The organism is Enterobacter vonholyi, assembly GCF_040834095.1.
Classification (GTDB): domain Bacteria; phylum Pseudomonadota; class Gammaproteobacteria; order Enterobacterales; family Enterobacteriaceae; genus Enterobacter; species Enterobacter vonholyi.
Window position 1 is genome coordinate 4,447,449 of record NZ_CP162152.1, and the last position, 16,624, is coordinate 4,464,072.

A 16,624-nucleotide genomic window follows, 5' to 3' on the forward strand; every position below is an offset into this window, starting at 1 on the left:
GCTCCACCCTCGGGTGGAGCTTTTTCATCCCGCCCGGTTTGTTTTTAATCAATCCTGTCTCGTTTTTAATAATGACAATTTGTCATCTTCAGCTACTTTTTTCAGTGTCACATAAAGAAAATATTTCTGAAAACGTATTGTCATAAAAGTGGCTAACACGATGAAAATTAAGCTTTATTGTGCGGTATTTTAAGTTAAATTTTCATTGTCATAAAACTGTCATAATTCGTACATTTATCTGTCACCTGTTTGTCCTATTTTGCTCATCGTAGCCACTAAACAACGATTTATGAAAATCTTGCAGGAGACATTATGAAAGTTATGCGTACCACTGTCGCAACTGTTGTCGCCGCGACCTTATCTCTGAGCGCGTTCTCTGTATTTGCAGAAGCAAGCCTGACTGGCGCTGGTGCAACCTTCCCTGCGCCGGTGTATGCCAAATGGGCGGATACCTACCAGAAAGAAACCGGTAACAAGGTTAACTATCAGGGTATCGGCTCCTCCGGTGGCGTGAAACAAATTACCGCGAACACGGTTGATTTCGGCGCATCTGACGCTCCGCTGTCTGATGATAAGCTGGCTCAGGAAGGCCTGTTCCAGTTCCCTACCGTGATCGGTGGCGTGGTCCTGGCGATCAACCTGCCGGGCGTGAAGTCGGGCGAGCTGGTGCTGGACGGCAAAACGCTGGGTGACATCTACCTGGGCAAAATCAAAAAATGGGATGACGAAGCGATCGCTAAGCTCAACCCAGGCCTGAAGCTGCCTTCTCAGAACATCGCCGTGGTTCGCCGCGCGGATGGTTCCGGTACGTCTTTCGTGTTCACCAGCTACCTGGCGAAAGTGAACGAAGAGTGGAAATCTAAAGTCGGCTCCGGCTCAACCGTTAACTGGCCTACCGGTCTGGGCGGTAAAGGTAACGACGGTATCGCCGCGTTCGTACAGCGTCTGCCTGGCTCCATCGGCTACGTAGAGTATGCGTACGCGAAGCAGAATAACCTGTCCTACACCAAACTGGTGTCTGCAGACGGCAAACCGGTTAGCCCGACCGAAGAGAACTTTGCTAACGCTGCCAAAGGCGCTGACTGGAGCAAATCCTTCGCGCAGGATCTGACTAACCAGAAGGGCGAAGGTGCATGGCCAATCACCTCTACCACCTTCATCCTGGTGCACAAAGAGCAGAAGAAACCTGAGCAGGGCGCTGAAGTGCTGAAGTTCTTCGACTGGGCATACAAAAACGGCGGCAAACAGGCTAACGCTCTGGATTACGCCACCCTGCCGGACAACGTGGTTGAGCAGGTTCGTGCTGCATGGAAAACCAACGTGAAAGACAGCAGCGGTAAAGCGCTGTACTAACAGGATATATTTAACGAAGATGGCGGGTGGCGCTGCGCTTACCCGCCCTACGGTTTAAGCTGTAGGCCCGGTAAGCGTCAGCGCCACCGGGCATATTCGTAAAAACGTCTCAAACAGAAGAGTAATTTATGGCTGCAACCAAGCCTGCATTTAACCCTCCGGGTAAAAAAGGTGACATGATTTTCAGCGCGCTGGTCAAACTGGCTGCGCTGATTGTGCTATTGCTGCTGGGCGGCATTATCGTGTCTCTGATTTTCTCCTCATGGCCGAGCATCCAGAAATTCGGTTTCTCCTTCCTGTGGACCAAAGAGTGGGACGCGCCGAACGACATCTACGGTGCTCTGGTGCCTATTTACGGCACGCTGGTAACCTCGTTCATCGCCCTGCTGATTGCGGTTCCGGTAAGCTTTGGTATTGCCCTGTTCCTGACGGAGCTGGCGCCAGGCTGGCTGCGTCGTCCGCTGGGGATTGCCATCGAACTGCTGGCAGCTATTCCGAGTATCGTCTACGGCATGTGGGGCCTGTTCATCTTTGCCCCGCTGTTCGCTACATATTTCCAGGAACCGGTGGGTAATGTCCTTTCTGCCATTCCGTTTGTGGGGGCCCTGTTCTCTGGCCCGGCTTTCGGTATCGGCATTCTGGCGGCAGGTGTGATCCTCGCCATCATGATAATTCCGTACATTGCGGCGGTCATGCGTGATGTGTTCGAACAAACGCCGGTGATGATGAAAGAGTCGGCCTACGGCATCGGCTGCACCACCTGGGAAGTAATCTGGCGCATTGTCCTTCCGTTCACGAAAAATGGGGTGATCGGGGGCGTGATGCTGGGCTTAGGTCGTGCGCTGGGTGAAACCATGGCGGTCACCTTTATCATCGGTAACACCTACCAGCTCGACAGCGCGTCGCTCTACATGCCGGGTAACAGTATTACCTCGGCGCTGGCGAATGAATTTGCGGAAGCGGAATCCGGGCTGCACGTGGCGGCGCTGATGGAGCTGGGTCTGATTCTGTTCGTTATTACCTTCATTGTTCTGGCGATTTCCAAGCTGATGATTATGCGTCTCGCTAAAAATGAGGGAGCACGCTAATGGCCACTCTCGAAATGCAAGCAACTGCTGAACTGGCGGAATCCCGCCGCAAAATGCAGGCCAGACGCCGCATGAAAAACCGCATTGCCCTAACGCTCTCAATGGCGACGATGGCATTCGGCCTGTTCTGGCTGGTCTGGATCCTCTTCTCGACAATCGTTCGTGGGATTGACGGAATGTCACTCTCGCTGTTCACCGAAATGACGCCGCCGCCGAACACGGCGGGCGGTGGCCTGGCGAATGCGCTGGCCGGCAGCGGGTTGCTGATCCTCTGGGCGACGGTCTTCGGCACGCCGCTGGGCATCATGGCGGGCATTTACCTGGCAGAATACGGTCGTAAATCCTGGCTGGCGGAAGTGATTCGCTTCATTAACGATATTTTGCTGTCAGCCCCGTCTATCGTGGTGGGTCTGTTCGTTTACACCGTTGTTGTAGCGCAGATGGAACACTTCTCCGGCTGGGCGGGTGTGATTGCCCTGGCGCTGCTGCAGGTGCCGATTGTGATTCGAACCACCGAGAACATGCTGAAACTGGTGCCGGACAGCCTGCGTGAAGCGGCTTATGCACTGGGTACGCCGAAATGGAAGATGATCTCTGCGATTACGCTGAAGGCGTCCGTATCCGGGATCATGACCGGTATCCTGCTGGCGGTTGCGCGTATCGCGGGTGAAACGGCGCCGCTGCTGTTTACGTCCCTCTCCAACCAGTTCTGGAGCACGGACATGATGCAGCCGATCGCCAACCTGCCGGTGACGATCTTTAAATTTGCGATGAGCCCATTCGCGGAATGGCAGCAGCTGGCCTGGGCCGGGGTGCTGATCATTACCCTTTGCGTACTGTTGCTGAACATTCTGGCGCGCGTCATTTTCGCGAAGAAGAAACACGGTTAATTTTTTACGGCGCGGCAGCTCGCGGCGCCGAATGAGGAAATGAGTCAATGAGTATGGTTGATACTGCCCCGGGTAAGATTCAGGTTCGTGATTTGAACTTCTACTACGGCAAATTCCATGCCCTGAAGAACATCAACCTGGATATCGCTAAGAACCAGGTCACGGCATTTATCGGTCCATCCGGCTGTGGGAAATCCACGCTGCTGCGTACCTTTAACAAAATGTATTCGCTCTATCCGGAGCAGCGCGCTGAAGGGGAAATCATCCTCGATGGCGAAAATATTCTGACCCAGGCTCAGGATATCGCCCTGCTGCGCGCCAAAGTGGGGATGGTGTTCCAGAAACCCACGCCGTTCCCGATGTCCATTTATGACAACATCGCCTTTGGCGTTCGCCTGTTTGAAAAGCTCTCCCGCGCCGATATGGACGAGCGCGTGCAGTGGGCTTTGACCAAGGCCGCATTATGGAACGAAACCAAAGATAAGTTGCACCAGAGCGGTTACTCTCTCTCCGGTGGTCAGCAGCAGCGTCTGTGCATTGCGCGCGGTATTGCGATTCGCCCGGAAGTGTTGCTGCTGGATGAGCCGTGTTCAGCGCTGGACCCGATCTCAACCGGTCGTATTGAAGAACTGATCACCGAGCTGAAGCAGGATTACACCGTGGTTATCGTGACCCATAACATGCAGCAGGCTGCACGTTGCTCCGATCACACGGCGTTTATGTACCTGGGTGAATTGATTGAGTTCAGCAACACGGACGATCTCTTCACTAAGCCCGCGAAGAAACAAACCGAAGATTATATTACTGGCCGCTACGGTTGATTTGCCTTAGTGCATGTGGAGAAACCATGGACAACCTCAATCTTAATAAACACATTTCCGGCCAGTTCAACGCAGAGCTGGAAAGCATTCGCACCCAGGTGATGACCATGGGCGGTATGGTCGAGCAGCAGCTTTCTGATGCGATTACGGCGATGCACAACCAGGACAGCGAGCTGGCGAAACGCGTCATTGAAGGCGACAAAAACGTCAACATGATGGAAGTCGCTATCGACGAGGCCTGCGTGCGCATTATCGCGAAACGTCAGCCGACGGCGAGCGACCTGCGTCTGGTGATGGCCATTATCAAAACCATCGCCGAGCTGGAACGTATTGGTGACGTTGCGGATAAAATCTGCCGCACCGCGCTGGAGAAGTTCTCTCAGCAGCACCAGCCGCTGCTGGTCAGCCTGGAGTCGCTGGGCCGCCACACCGTGCAGATGCTTCATGACGTGCTGGATGCCTTTGCGCGAATGGATCTTGACGAAGCGGTGCGTATCTACCGTGAAGATAAAAAGGTCGATCAGGAGTATGAAGGCATCGTGCGTCAGCTGATGACTTACATGATGGAAGATTCCCGTACGATCCCAAGCGTACTGACCGCCCTGTTCTGCGCGCGCTCCATCGAGCGTATCGGCGACCGCTGCCAGAACATTTGCGAATACATTTTCTACTTCGTGAAAGGTCAGGACTTCCGTCACGTGGGCGGCGACGAGCTGGATAAGCTGCTGGCGGGTAAAGATCCGAAAGAGTAATCCTGTCATCTGATAACAACGCCGGTACTCACCGGCGTTGTTATTTCTAGTGTAATCACAATTTTCCCCTTCATCCGTTGCCTGACGTTCGAAACGCGCTAACGTGAGACGAAAAAAACAGCAAAGGATGGGATATGAAAAATTCATTAGCGTGCCTGGCGATGGCCATCAGCATCGGGATCGGTACTGGAACAGACGTTATTGCCGCACCGTTGCCGGTCACACCTGACCAGACTACCCCGGTCAGCCACTATGTGACCCAGGTTAATGCGGATAAAAGCATTACGTTTCGCCTGTTTGCACCCGGTGCAACGCGAGTCTCCGTGGTGACGGGGTCAATGCCTGAAAGCCAGGTTTCCCATGATATGACGAAAGAGAAAAATGGCGTCTGGTCATGGAAAAGCGAGCCGATGGCCCCGAATCTCTACGAATATTATTTCGACATCGATGGTTTCCGTTCAGTCGACACGGGAAGCCGCTATCAAAAACCTCAGCGGCAGGTGAACACCAGCCTGATTCTGGTTCCGGGCAGTATTCTCGACGATCGCGCCGTACCGCATGGCGATCTCACCACCCTGACCTGGCACTCGCCGTCGCTCAGGTCAGAGCGCCGCGTCTATGTATGGACTCCCCCTGGCTACAACGGCACAGGGGAACCCTTACCGGTGCTCTACTTCTACCATGGTTTTGGGGATACCGGGCTCTCGGCCATCGACCAGGGCCGTCTGCCGCAAATCATGGATAACCTGATGGCCGAGGGGAAAATCAAACCGATGCTGGTGGTGGTACCCGACACCGAGACGGAGAGCGCTGAGGCCATCCCCGAGAACTTCCCTCCGGCAGAACGACGGAAGTCTTTCTATCCGCTTAATGCGAAAGCCGCAGACCGTGAACTGATGAGCGAGATTATTCCGCTGGTGGATACACGCTTCAACGTGCGTAAAGATGCGGCCGGCCGGGCGCTGGCGGGATTGTCACAGGGCGGTTATCAGGCGCTGGTCTCCGGTATGAACCATATGGACAGCTTCGGCTGGCTGGGAACGTTCAGCGGCGTTACCACAACAACCGTACCTGACGAAGGCGTGGCCGCACGCTTTAAGCAGCCTGAGGCCATTAATCGGCAGCTGCATAACTTCACCGTCGTTGTGGGAGAGCGCGATTCGGTGACCGGCAAAGATATCGCCGGTCTGAAAGCGGAGCTGGAAAAACAGGGCATCAAATTCGACTATAAAATGTACCCTGGTCTGAATCACGAAATGGACGTCTGGCGTCCGGCCTATGAAGAGTTTGTTCAAAAGCTCTTCAGATAAACCTGTCGCCCTCCCTGAAGGGAGGGGCGGCTTAGCGCGTAATATCCCACCCGCGAGCCTTCCACAGCGCGGGTAGCTGCGCCAGATCGGTAAAGGTCGTGACTTTTGGATGATCGATCGGCTTGTTGTGCGGGTCGGCGCAGAAGTAAAACACCTCCATTCCCGCATCAATCCCCGACTGCGCACCCGCAGACGAGTCATCCACCAGAATGCAGTTCTCTACGTTAACGTTCATCGCTTTTGCCGCATGGAACATCAGCGCCGGGTCCGGCTTCCAGCGCTGGATATCGTAGCCGCTGAACAGTTTTTCCGGGAAGTGGTGCAGCATCTCAAGCTTGCCCAGCGAGTGCTGCATTTTGCTGACCGGACCGTTGGAGACCACGCAGATCGGCACCGTCATGGCATCCAGCAGCGCGTTTGCGCCCGGAATCACCTCCAGCTCCGAATCGAACAGGCGTGCAACCTCGGCGCGGTACACCGGTTCCAGTGCCGCCTTCTCAAGAACGACGCCGTGTTCTTCGTTAATGATGTCGATGATCTCGTAGAGCTTCACGCCCTTAAAGCGTTTAAACACCTCTTCGAGTTCCAGAGTAATGCCAAACTCCTGGAACATGGTGACATACGCGCGGGAACAAATGACCTCACTGTCGACCAGCGTACCGTCGCAGTCGAAAAATACCGCTTCAATTCCGGACATGCCTTTCCCTTTTAACAAGTTTAACGTTTACGCACGGCGGTTCACCGGGACGCAATCGTTGCCGTATAAGCAAAATCAATGAAAAAAGTATCACGTAACCGCCACTATTGTCGCATTTTGGTATAGGATAGCGACGAATTTTCCCTCCTTGTTCGGAAATTGATGATGAGTCAACAACACACTACCCAGACATCTGGTCAGGGTCTGCTTGAGCGCGTTTTTAAACTGCGCGAGCACGGCACAACGGCACGCACCGAAGTGATCGCTGGTTTCACCACCTTCCTGACGATGGTCTATATCGTTTTTGTGAACCCACAAATTCTGGGCGTTGCTGGCATGGATACCAGCGCCGTCTTTGTAACCACCTGCCTGATCGCCGCCCTTGGCAGCATTCTGATGGGTGTATTCGCTAACCTGCCAGTTGCATTGGCACCGGCGATGGGCCTGAATGCGTTCTTCGCGTTCGTGGTTGTTCAGGCGATGGGGCTACCTTGGCAGGTGGGCATGGGCGCTATCTTCTGGGGCGCGGTTGGCCTGCTGCTGCTGACCATTTTCCGCGTACGTTACTGGATGATTGCAAACATTCCCGTGAGCCTGCGCGTGGGCATTACCAGCGGTATCGGTCTGTTCATCGGTATGATGGGGCTGAAAAACGCCGGCGTTATCGTGGCGAACCCGGATACGCTGGTGAGCATCGGTCACCTGACCTCGCATAACGTGCTGCTTGGCGTGCTGGGCTTCTTTATCATCGCGATCCTCGCTTCCCGCAATATTCACGCGGCAGTGCTGGTGTCCATCGTGGTGACCACGCTGCTGGGCTGGATGCTGGGCGACGTTCACTATAACGGCATCGTTTCCGCTCCACCGAGCGTTTCTACCGTTGTTGGTCATGTTGATCTGGCGGGTTCCCTGAACCTGGGCCTGGCGGGCGTGATTTTCTCCTTCATGCTGGTGAACCTGTTCGACTCCTCCGGTACGCTGATCGGTGTGACCGACAAAGCGGGTCTGGCAGATGAGAAAGGCAAATTCCCGCGCATGAAGCAGGCGCTGTTTGTGGACAGTATCTCCTCCGTGACCGGCTCATTTATCGGGACCTCGTCTGTTACCGCTTACATTGAATCCTCTTCCGGCGTGTCCGTGGGCGGCCGTACCGGCCTGACGGCGGTTGTGGTGGGTATTCTGTTCCTGCTGGTGATCTTCCTCTCGCCACTGGCGGGCATGGTGCCTCCGTACGCGGCGGCCGGCGCGCTGATCTATGTGGGGGTGCTGATGACCTCCAGCCTGTCTCGCGTGAAGTGGGATGATTTAACCGAAGCGGTGCCGGCGTTTATTACCGCCGTGATGATGCCGTTCAGCTTCTCGATTACCGAAGGTATCGCGCTGGGCTTTATCTCTTACTGCGTAATGAAGATCGGTACCGGCCGCTTCCGCGACCTCAGCCCTTGCGTCATCATTGTGGCGCTGCTGTTTGTGCTGAAGATTGTGTTTATAGACGCGCACTAAGGTGCGGTTTGTGGTGTCAGGTGGCGCTTCGCTTACCTGACCTACTGACGAGTGTAGGCCCGGTAAGCGCTAGCGCCACCGGGCTTTTTTATCAGGCTTTTACCCGCTTAATATAATCCCCGAACGCCGTCAGCTGGCCAGAGAGATGGTCGCGCGTGCTCTGATCTACCACTTCACCCGTTTGCGGGTCGACTTTGTTCTGAATCACACCACCCATAAATTCCGGCTTGTTCATCACCATCGCATCCAGGAAGACCAGGATCTGACGCAGATGATACTGGCAGCGAGCGCCGCCAATCGCGCCCATTGAGCTGGTTTGGATCAGCACCGGTTTGCCTGACAGAGGCTGTTCAGGTAAACGGGACAGCCAGTCGATGGCATTCTTCAGGCCACCCGGAACCGAGTAGTTATATTCCGGCGTGACGATGACCACGCCGTCAGCCTGGCGGATCTGCTCTGCCAGCGCCTCGACGCTCTCCGGGAACCCTTCTTCCTGCTGGACGTCCGCATCATACAGCGGAATATCGCCAATAGACGGCAGGGCTCTAATTTCCATACCTGCCGGTGCCAGCTGTGGCAGCGTGCGGGCAACCATCCCGTTAAATGAACCTTTGCGCAGGCTTCCCAGTAACGTAACTATTTTCAACGTATCAGACATGATTACTCCTGTTTCATCATGATGACCCTGATTGGATCAGCTAAGGGTGAATACTTTTTCTGCCGGTAAACTGGTTAAACGCATCAGGCGTGCGGCGGGCTCGTTGGCGCGCTCGGGCACATCAGGAAGGCTACGCCATCCCTGTTGACTGTCAAATTCCCAGATTTTCATGCGTTCAATGGCAGGGGTAACCGCAATGGACCAAATGAGCACATCCTCTGCGTCACTGAGTGCCTCCACCAGCGTGGCCTGGGCGGCACGCAGACGTCCGGAGCCAGGCAACAGCTGCAGCAGGCTGGCGTCGTCTGAGGCGCATCCGCAGAGCTTACGAATGCTCTGGCGCAGGGTAATGAGCTGGGCTCGGGCTTCGACAGGATCGTTCTGGTTGCGTACCCACAGCTTCTCATTGCTGGAGAGCGGATAGTCTTCATGTGCGTTACCGCCATGGAAGCTGCGCGTTGCGCGCTGAAGTTCCATATCGAGCCCACAATCCCCTTCGGTGGTCAGCGCGACGCCAATGATATTGCCCGCGTAGGCAATCGAAAAACGAGGGAGATCCGGGTCGACAAAGACCGGGCGGCCTTCGGGTTGGGTAATGATGTCCGGCAGCTCGCTGGTGCCGTACAGCATAAACAGCAGTTCTGCGAGAAGTGCTCTGGACGCTAAAAACCGCGTCCTCCGGTGTTCCGGGAGATCGAGTGCTTCACGGTGACAGGCTGAAGAAATTCTTGCCGATACGAGACGTCCTTCCGTAAGTATCCCTCTTGCAAAGTGCGTAGCCATTTTTCGCTCCTTGATAATGGTCGTAATCGGTTAAACGGTTACATGATTATCGCTTAACTTGACTCCTGTTTTAATCAGTAAATGGGAGTAAGAGAAGCCTCAGGACCGAACTTTACATTTTCTTAGGCAAAAATTGGATCGCTCGCACCGTACAGCGCCTTGATGGTTTCCCGCAACCATAAAATTTTCGGATTATGGCTGTTCCGTTTATGCCAGATCAGCGTGAAGGGAACGGTGAGCTTTTCAGCCTGCGCTTCGTCAATGGGAATAGGAAGCGCGATCAGCTTCCGCTGGTGGAGTTCATTGTAGTGATGGCAGTAATGCGGAGCCGTGGCGATATAGTTATGACCGGGCTGTGCTGCCATAAACATCGACTGCTCAAAGCCCGGTACGCTCATGGCAATGTTTCTCTCCCGACCCATCTCCTTTAGCACTTCGTCCAGTGCCCAGGTGTCGCTGCGTTCCCAGAAGATACTGATGTGCGGGTAGCGCAGAAAGGTCTCGAGGTTCCATTCATCCTGTAGCGCGGGGTGATCCTCACGCAGATACACGCACGGACGGTCGCTGAACAGGATCTCATAGTCGATGAACCACGGCATTAGCTTCAGCAATTCACGCGATCGCGGGTGCGTTTCGCGTCCGGTGAATCCCAGGTCCACCTCTCCACGCGTAATGGCGTCCAGAGAGTCGTAATCCCAGTGGCGCATTTTCACCGTAGCCTGCGGATAGCGCTGGTTCACCTGCTCCAGCAGGGCATTGAAGCGGATCAGCATCAACGGCGTTTCCGCGGCCAGCACGAACGTCAGCCCGCCCGGAGAATCATGGTGGAATTTATCGAGGATCTGGTTGCCGATTTGCATCCAGTCAGCCAGATCCTGCTCAAGACTCACCGTCAGCGGCGTCGGCAGCAGCCCTAGCGGCGTTTTAACAAACAGCGGGTCCTCGAACCAGTCGCGCAGCTTGGCCAGCGATTTGCTCACCGCCGACGGCGTCACGTTCATCCGCTTTGCCGCTTTGGTGACGCTGCGCTCCTGCAGCAAAAGCTGCAGGCAAAGCAACAGGTTAAGATCGAGACTGCTGATGGGCTTCTTCATAGTGCGCCGCGGGCTGGATGACCATAAGTAAGGTAATGCACAATATGCTACAGCCAATCAGAACCCCGATCAGCATATTCAGCGCGTTAAGCCCGATGACCGCCGCCAGCCAAATCCACATCGACGAGCCGCAGACCTGCGCGATCCCCAGTACCGAGCTTGCCACGCCTGCCCGCAGCGAAAATGGGCCAAGCGCCTGGCTCATCGCTACGCCAAAGCCAACCGAGAACCCGGCACAAATCAGCGTAATACCTGCCAGCATGACCGTATGTGAGCTGGTGGTCGCCAGGATCGCGCCGGCGGCGAGGAATAAAACCTGTGAGGTCAGCATCAATGTGCGCTGGCTGAAAACATTTAGCGCAAACGGCGTCGAAAACGAAACGGCCATACTGACCATCGCGGTTAATGCCATCACCGTTGAATACTGACCGCGATCGAAGCCCATGGTCTCCATCAGCAACACCGGGGAAACGTTTACATAGGTCAGGATCACCGCCACGCTTAACGTGGTCACGGCCAGACGGCTGAGGAAAAAGCGGTTGAGAAGCTTCTCTGCCGGGTGAATGGTTGCGGTATGGCCGGTATTCTGCGAGCCCGGGTGGGTCTCTTTCAGCACGGCGATCGACAGGATAAACACCAGCGCGCCCATCGCCGCCATGGTCCAGAACAGGCTCTGCCACGGGAATTTCAGCATGATCAGATAGCCCACGACCGGGGCCAGCACCGGGATGATGCAGGTAATGCCGTTCAGCATCGACAGCACTTTGGCGCGACGCTGGGCGCTTAAAGTGTCGCGCAAAATGGCAAACGCCACCACGTAGCAACCGCCCGCCCCGATGCCCTGGATAAAGCGCCCGGTCAGAAACACGGTGCTGTTTTGCGCCTGTGAGCAGAGAAGGGACGCCAGGGCAAAAACGATGGCACCGGAGATAGCGACAGGCTGACGGCCTGCCTTATCCGCGATCTTCCCCGCAAACACCATCGACGACGCCATCCCCGCGAGGTAGGCCGAAAACGCGATGTGCAGCTGCGCTTCGCTGGCGCCCAGATCGCGGGCGATATGCGGTAATCCCACCAGATACATATCAATGCCTGACGGATAAAGCAGAACTAAAGCGAAACTACAAAACAGAAAACGCGCCATAAACCCCCCATAGATGAAGGCATGCAGGATAGGGGGTGAAAAGGGATTAGGCGAGTTGCCATTTGGACAATGGTGATTTCCCAGGAGGAAATCACCATAGATTAGCGGGAATTATTTACCAATACAGAAGCTTGAGAAGATCCGTCCCAGCAAATCGTCCGAGGTAAACTCCCCGGTGATCTCGCTCAGATTCTGCTGCGCCAGACGCAGCTCTTCCGCCAGCAGCTCGCCCGCCCACGCGCCGATCAGCTGCGCTTTACCCTGGACAAGGTGGTTAGCCGCCTCTTCCAGCGCCTGCAGGTGACGGCGACGCGCCAGGAAGCCGCCTTCCATGCTGGTGTCAAAGCCCATGCTCTGCTTGAGATGATTGCGCAGGTCGTCCACTCCCTCACCGGTACGCGCCGACAGGCGGATTAGTGAGTGACCATTCACATCGCTGATGCCCAGCGTTTCGCCGGTCACGTCTGCCTTATTACGTACCACGGTGATCGGCAGTTTGGCCGGCAGGCGGGCAATAAAGTCCGGCCAGATCTCTGCCGGGTCAACGGCGTCGGTCGTGGTGCCGTCCACCATAAACAGCACGCGGTCGGCCTGCTCGATCTCCTGCCAGGCGCGTTCGATACCGATGCGCTCAACCTCGTCGCTGGCATCGCGCAGACCGGCGGTGTCGATGATGTGCAGAGGCATGCCGTCGATGTGGATGTGCTCGCGCAGTACGTCGCGAGTGGTGCCGGCAATGTCGGTTACGATTGCCGCTTCACGGCCCGCCAGGGCGTTCAGCAGGCTCGATTTCCCGGCGTTAGGGCGTCCGGCAATCACCACCTTCATCCCTTCGCGCAGCAGGCTGCCCTGGCGCGCTTCGGCGCGAACGGCGTCGAGATCGCTCATCACCTGGTTGAGCTGGGCTTCGATTTTACCGTCAGAGAGGAAGTCGATCTCCTCATCCGGGAAGTCGATAGCCGCTTCCACGTAGATGCGCAGGTGAGTAAGTGCTTCCACAAGGTGATTCACACGCGCGGAGAATGCCCCCTGCAGCGAGTTCAGGGCGGAGCGGGCCGCCTGTTCAGAACTGGCGTCGATCAGGTCAGCAATGGCTTCTGCCTGCGCCAGGTCGAGCTTGTCGTTGAGGAAGGCACGTTCGGAGAACTCGCCCGGCTTCGCAATGCGCAGGCCCGGCAGGGTCAGGATCCGTTTTAACAGCAGGTCGAGGATTACCGGGCCGCCGTGGCCCTGCAGCTCCAGCACGTCTTCACCGGTGAAGGAGTTAGGGCCGGGGAACCACAGCGCAATGCCCTGGTCCAGCGGCGTGCCGTCGGTATCTTTAAACGGCAGGTAATCAGCGTAGCGCGGCTTTGGCAGTTTACCCAGCACCGCTTCGGCCACCTCGCGCGCCTTCAGGCCGGAGATGCGCAGAATGCCTACACCACCGCGTCCCGGTGGGGTTGCCTGGGCGACGATAGTGTCGTTATGGCTCATGGTTGGTCTCGTTCAATACAAATAAAAAAGGCGGTCAATCGACCGCCCTTATTTTAGCGTTAACTTATCGGATCAGGACTTTTTCTTTTCGCGGCTATGCAGGCCACGTTTTTCCAGACCACGGTAAATCAGCTGCTGCTGGATGATGGTCACCAGGTTGCTGACGATATAGTACAGCACCAGACCTGACGGGAACCACAGGAAGAACACGGTGAAGATAACCGGCATAAAGGTCATGATCTTCTGCTGCATCGGGTCGGTCACGGTGGTCGGCGACATCTTCTGAATGAAGAACATCGTCACGCCCATCAGGATCGGCAGGATGTAGTACGGGTCCTGTGCGGACAGGTCATGGATCCACAGAGCGAACGGCGCGTGGCGCAGCTCAACGGAACCCATCAGCATGTAGTACAGCGCAAGGAAGATTGGCATCTGAATCAGCAGCGGGAAGCAGCCACCCAGTGGGTTAACTTTCTCTGCTTTGTACAGGGCCATCATTTCCTGGCTCTGGCGCTGTTTGTCATCGCCCAGACGCTCACGCATTGCCTGAATCTTCGGCTGCAGCATGCGCATCTTCGCCATGGAGGTGTACTGCGCTTTAGTCAGCGGGTACATGATGCCACGAACGATGAAGGTGATAACGATGATGGAGAAGCCCCAGTTACCCAGGAAGCTGTGGATGAACTTCAGCAGCTTAAACAGCGGCTGAGAGATGAACCACAACCAACCGTAATCCACGGTCAGATCCAGGTGCGGCGCAACAGCGGCCATTTTGTCCTGAATTTCCGGGCCGACCCACAGGGTGCTTGCCAGCTTACCGGTTTGACCCGGCTGTACCAGAACCGGCTGAGATTTGTAGCCGATGGCTGCAATACCGTTGCCCAGGTTCGCGGTATAGAAGTTGTTGGTACCGTCGTTATTTGGCACCCACGCAGTGGCGAAATACTGCTGCAGCATTGCCACCCAACCGCCTTTAGCGCTGACGTTCAGGTTTTCGTTATCGGCAATGGTGTCGAATTTGTATTTCTCATACTTCGCGTCTGGCGTGGAGTACGCCGCGCCACGGAAGGTATGCAGCGCAAAGTTGCTGCTTCCGGTGTCACGGTGAGACGGCAGATTGATGGACTGCTTCAGCTGACCGAAGGTGGACAGTTCCAGCGGTTTCGCACTGGCGTTCTGTACGCTGTAGCCCACGTTCACCGCATACTCACCGCGTTTCAGGGTGAAGGTTTTGGTGAAGGTGTTGCCTGCGGCGTCGGTATAGGTCATCGGGATAACGAGTTCGTTCTGGCCATCAGCCAGCACAAAGGTGTCATTCTCGACGGTATACAGTGGACGCGCACCGTTAGCCGGGTTATCCGGGCCATCACGACCGGTCAGGCCGCTCTGCGCCTGGTAGATAAACTCAGGCGTGGTTTCCAGTAACTGGAACGGTTCGTTAGACTTCAGCTCTTTCGGGTAGGTCAACAGCAGCGCCTGCTCAACATCACCACCACGGGTGTTGATTGTCAGCTCAAGCACATCGGTCTTAACCGTAATCTGTTTCCCCTGGCCACTGGCCGGTACGCCCTGGTCGGCGGCGCTACCCGCTGCGGTGGTCGTAGTCTGCGTGGTCTGCTGCTGGGGTTGAGGATTTTTATCCTGCTCCCATGCCTGCCAGATCATGAAAGACACGAACAACAAAGCGATGATAAGAAGATTGCGTTGCGAATCCATCGTTAGTGTTCTCTGGTATCAAAGGGTCCTGGAGGGACGGGGTCGTCTCCACCGGGGTGTAAAGGGTGGCATTTTAATACGCGTTTCACCGTCAACCAACTGCCTTTTATCACTCCAAACCTGCGCAATGCCTCAATTCCGTAGCTTGAGCATGTTGGTGTGAAACGGCAGTGCGGCCCGAGTAGCGGACTAATCAGGCGTTGATAGACCCGAATGAGGGCTATCAGGACCCGTGAGCCAGGCGACAGTGGCGGCGCCATAATTTTTCCAACGCTTCCGAGAGAGCACGGTTATCGAGGTCGGCAACCCCCTTTTTAGCCACCACCACGAAATCCATTGAAGGCAGTTCGTGCTGACGTAAACGGAAGCTTTCACGCGTCAGACGTTTAATCCGATTGCGTTCATGCGCACGCTTAACATTTTTCTTGGCGACTGTGAGACCGATGCGGGGATGCCCCAGCGAATTTTGGCGGCCGAGGATGGTGATTTGCGGCGTGCCAGCCCGTAGTGGCTGCTGGAAGACGAAAGTGAAATGAGCGGGAGTTAACAAACGTAACTCCCTGGGAAATGCTAGCTTAACCACTCAGGGGTTAGCTTTATTACTTGGAAACGGTCAGACGAGCGCGGCCTTTAGCACGACGACGTGCCAGAACCTGACGACCATTTTTAGTAGCCATACGAGCACGGAAGCCGTGAGAACGGTTGCGCTTCAGTACAGACGGTTGAAAAGTGCGTTTCATGGCGATTTCTACCTAAACTTGAATAAATTCACTGACTTTTGCGTATACCCGAACGAGTTTCGAACGACTAACGCCTCAGCGTGGGTGATTAAAGAGGCCGGATTGTAATAATTGTACACTCCGGAGTCAATTCTCTTTCCTTATTTCCCGCGTATTTCCGCACGTTTTCGCGTGGAAAATGAGCAACGGACGACGCAGGAAGATGAGCATCACGCGCCGGGTCGAGGATTATACGGGCTCACCGACAAAGCGCAAGGATCGTCCCGGATCTTCGTTAGATCATTTAAGCAATAAATTGTCTGTGCTCATTAATTTTTCCAATATGCGGACTAAATCGCGGGGCACTCACGCCAGGATCGTTTACACTTACCCGGTTCTGGATCTTCCTGTGGATAAATCGGGAAGAATCTGTGAGAAACAGAAGATCTCTGGCTCAGTTTAGGCTATGATCCGCGGTCCCGATCGGGATCCCAGGATCCTGGTCAGGATAAATTGCAGATAGCAATTCGCACGTCCCCCTTTACACAGGGTCATGTCGATGTGCGCCAACAATCATGAATATTCAATAGTTTTCTTTTATTGTTCGAGTGGAGTCCGCC

At 55.3% G+C, this 16,624-nt stretch carries 17 protein-coding genes; 7 read left to right on the forward strand and 10 right to left on the reverse strand.

What is annotated here, in order from left to right:
- Positions 1 to 312: 312 nt before the first annotated feature.
- The 6 genes from pstS to AB3N39_RS20920 all read left to right on the forward strand — a co-directional run bounded on the left by pstS (position 313) and on the right by AB3N39_RS20920 (position 6,214).
- Entirely contained in the window at positions 313 to 1,353 is a 1,041-nt protein-coding gene (pstS, locus tag AB3N39_RS20895) for a phosphate ABC transporter substrate-binding protein PstS (RefSeq protein ID WP_325814532.1), read from the forward strand.
- Positions 1,354 to 1,481: 128 nt separating this feature from the next.
- Complete coding sequence (gene pstC / locus AB3N39_RS20900) at positions 1,482 to 2,441, forward strand: phosphate ABC transporter permease PstC (RefSeq protein WP_023309793.1); 960 nt, start codon at positions 1,482 to 1,484, stop codon at positions 2,439 to 2,441.
- Complete coding sequence (pstA, locus tag AB3N39_RS20905; RefSeq protein ID WP_111964235.1) at positions 2,441 to 3,331, forward strand: phosphate ABC transporter permease PstA; 891 nt, start codon at positions 2,441 to 2,443, stop codon at positions 3,329 to 3,331. The genes pstC and pstA overlap by 1 nt, the downstream gene beginning before the upstream one ends.
- 47 nt (positions 3,332 to 3,378) lie before the next feature.
- Positions 3,379 to 4,152: a phosphate ABC transporter ATP-binding protein PstB gene (gene pstB, locus AB3N39_RS20910; RefSeq protein ID WP_008500183.1), complete on the forward strand. Its 774-nt coding sequence runs from the start codon at positions 3,379 to 3,381 to the stop codon at positions 4,150 to 4,152.
- Between the two features lie 26 nt (positions 4,153 to 4,178).
- A complete protein-coding gene (phoU, locus tag AB3N39_RS20915) occupies positions 4,179 to 4,904 on the forward strand; it encodes a phosphate signaling complex protein PhoU (protein WP_008500182.1) in 726 nt (241 codons plus the stop codon).
- A 161-nt stretch (positions 4,905 to 5,065) separates the two neighbouring features.
- A complete protein-coding gene (locus tag AB3N39_RS20920; RefSeq protein WP_136195921.1) occupies positions 5,066 to 6,214 on the forward strand; it encodes an esterase in 1,149 nt (382 codons plus the stop codon).
- Between the two features lie 31 nt (positions 6,215 to 6,245).
- Here the strand turns inward: AB3N39_RS20920 and yieH are convergent, their stop codons facing one another.
- Positions 6,246 to 6,911 carry a 6-phosphogluconate phosphatase gene (yieH, locus tag AB3N39_RS20925; protein WP_136195846.1) on the reverse strand — a complete coding sequence of 222 codons (666 nt, stop codon included), beginning with the start codon at positions 6,909 to 6,911 and terminating at the stop codon, positions 6,246 to 6,248.
- Positions 6,912 to 7,076: 165 nt separating this feature from the next.
- Between yieH and adeP the strand changes: the two genes are divergently transcribed.
- Positions 7,077 to 8,414, forward strand: coding sequence for an adenine permease AdeP (adeP, locus tag AB3N39_RS20930; RefSeq protein ID WP_145974506.1), 1,338 nt, complete (start codon positions 7,077 to 7,079; stop codon positions 8,412 to 8,414).
- A 91-nt stretch (positions 8,415 to 8,505) separates the two neighbouring features.
- Here adeP and AB3N39_RS20935 read toward each other — a convergent pair whose 3' ends face one another.
- From AB3N39_RS20935 to rpmH, 9 genes are all read right to left on the reverse strand, one after another.
- Positions 8,506 to 9,072, reverse strand: coding sequence for an NADPH-dependent FMN reductase (locus tag AB3N39_RS20935; RefSeq protein ID WP_136195847.1), 567 nt, complete (start codon positions 9,070 to 9,072; stop codon positions 8,506 to 8,508).
- Positions 9,073 to 9,108: 36 nt separating this feature from the next.
- Positions 9,109 to 9,855 carry a 4'-phosphopantetheinyl transferase superfamily protein gene (locus AB3N39_RS20940; RefSeq protein WP_133295381.1) on the reverse strand — a complete coding sequence of 249 codons (747 nt, stop codon included), beginning with the start codon at positions 9,853 to 9,855 and terminating at the stop codon, positions 9,109 to 9,111.
- 122 nt (positions 9,856 to 9,977) lie between these two features.
- A complete protein-coding gene (gene yidZ, locus AB3N39_RS20945) occupies positions 9,978 to 10,949 on the reverse strand; it encodes an HTH-type transcriptional regulator YidZ (protein ID WP_111964239.1) in 972 nt (323 codons plus the stop codon).
- Positions 10,918 to 12,093 carry an MFS transporter gene (locus AB3N39_RS20950; protein ID WP_136195848.1) on the reverse strand — a complete coding sequence of 392 codons (1,176 nt, stop codon included), beginning with the start codon at positions 12,091 to 12,093 and terminating at the stop codon, positions 10,918 to 10,920. Before AB3N39_RS20950 ends, yidZ begins: the two co-directional genes overlap by 32 nt.
- Positions 12,094 to 12,204: 111 nt before the next feature.
- Complete coding sequence (gene mnmE, locus AB3N39_RS20955) at positions 12,205 to 13,569, reverse strand: tRNA uridine-5-carboxymethylaminomethyl(34) synthesis GTPase MnmE (protein WP_032644252.1); 1,365 nt, start codon at positions 13,567 to 13,569, stop codon at positions 12,205 to 12,207.
- Positions 13,570 to 13,641: 72 nt separating this feature from the next.
- Positions 13,642 to 15,285 carry a membrane protein insertase YidC gene (gene yidC, locus AB3N39_RS20960; protein WP_115876769.1) on the reverse strand — a complete coding sequence of 548 codons (1,644 nt, stop codon included), beginning with the start codon at positions 15,283 to 15,285 and terminating at the stop codon, positions 13,642 to 13,644.
- 2 nt (positions 15,286 to 15,287) lie between these two features.
- Positions 15,288 to 15,545 carry a membrane protein insertion efficiency factor YidD gene (gene yidD, locus AB3N39_RS20965; RefSeq protein ID WP_001307474.1) on the reverse strand — a complete coding sequence of 86 codons (258 nt, stop codon included), beginning with the start codon at positions 15,543 to 15,545 and terminating at the stop codon, positions 15,288 to 15,290.
- Positions 15,509 to 15,868, reverse strand: coding sequence for a ribonuclease P protein component (gene rnpA / locus AB3N39_RS20970; RefSeq protein WP_032640303.1), 360 nt, complete (start codon positions 15,866 to 15,868; stop codon positions 15,509 to 15,511). The genes yidD and rnpA overlap by 37 nt, the downstream gene beginning before the upstream one ends.
- Positions 15,869 to 15,884: 16 nt before the next feature.
- Entirely contained in the window at positions 15,885 to 16,025 is a 141-nt protein-coding gene (rpmH, locus tag AB3N39_RS20975) for a 50S ribosomal protein L34 (protein WP_000831330.1), read from the reverse strand.
- Between the last annotated feature and the right edge of the window lie 599 nt (positions 16,026 to 16,624).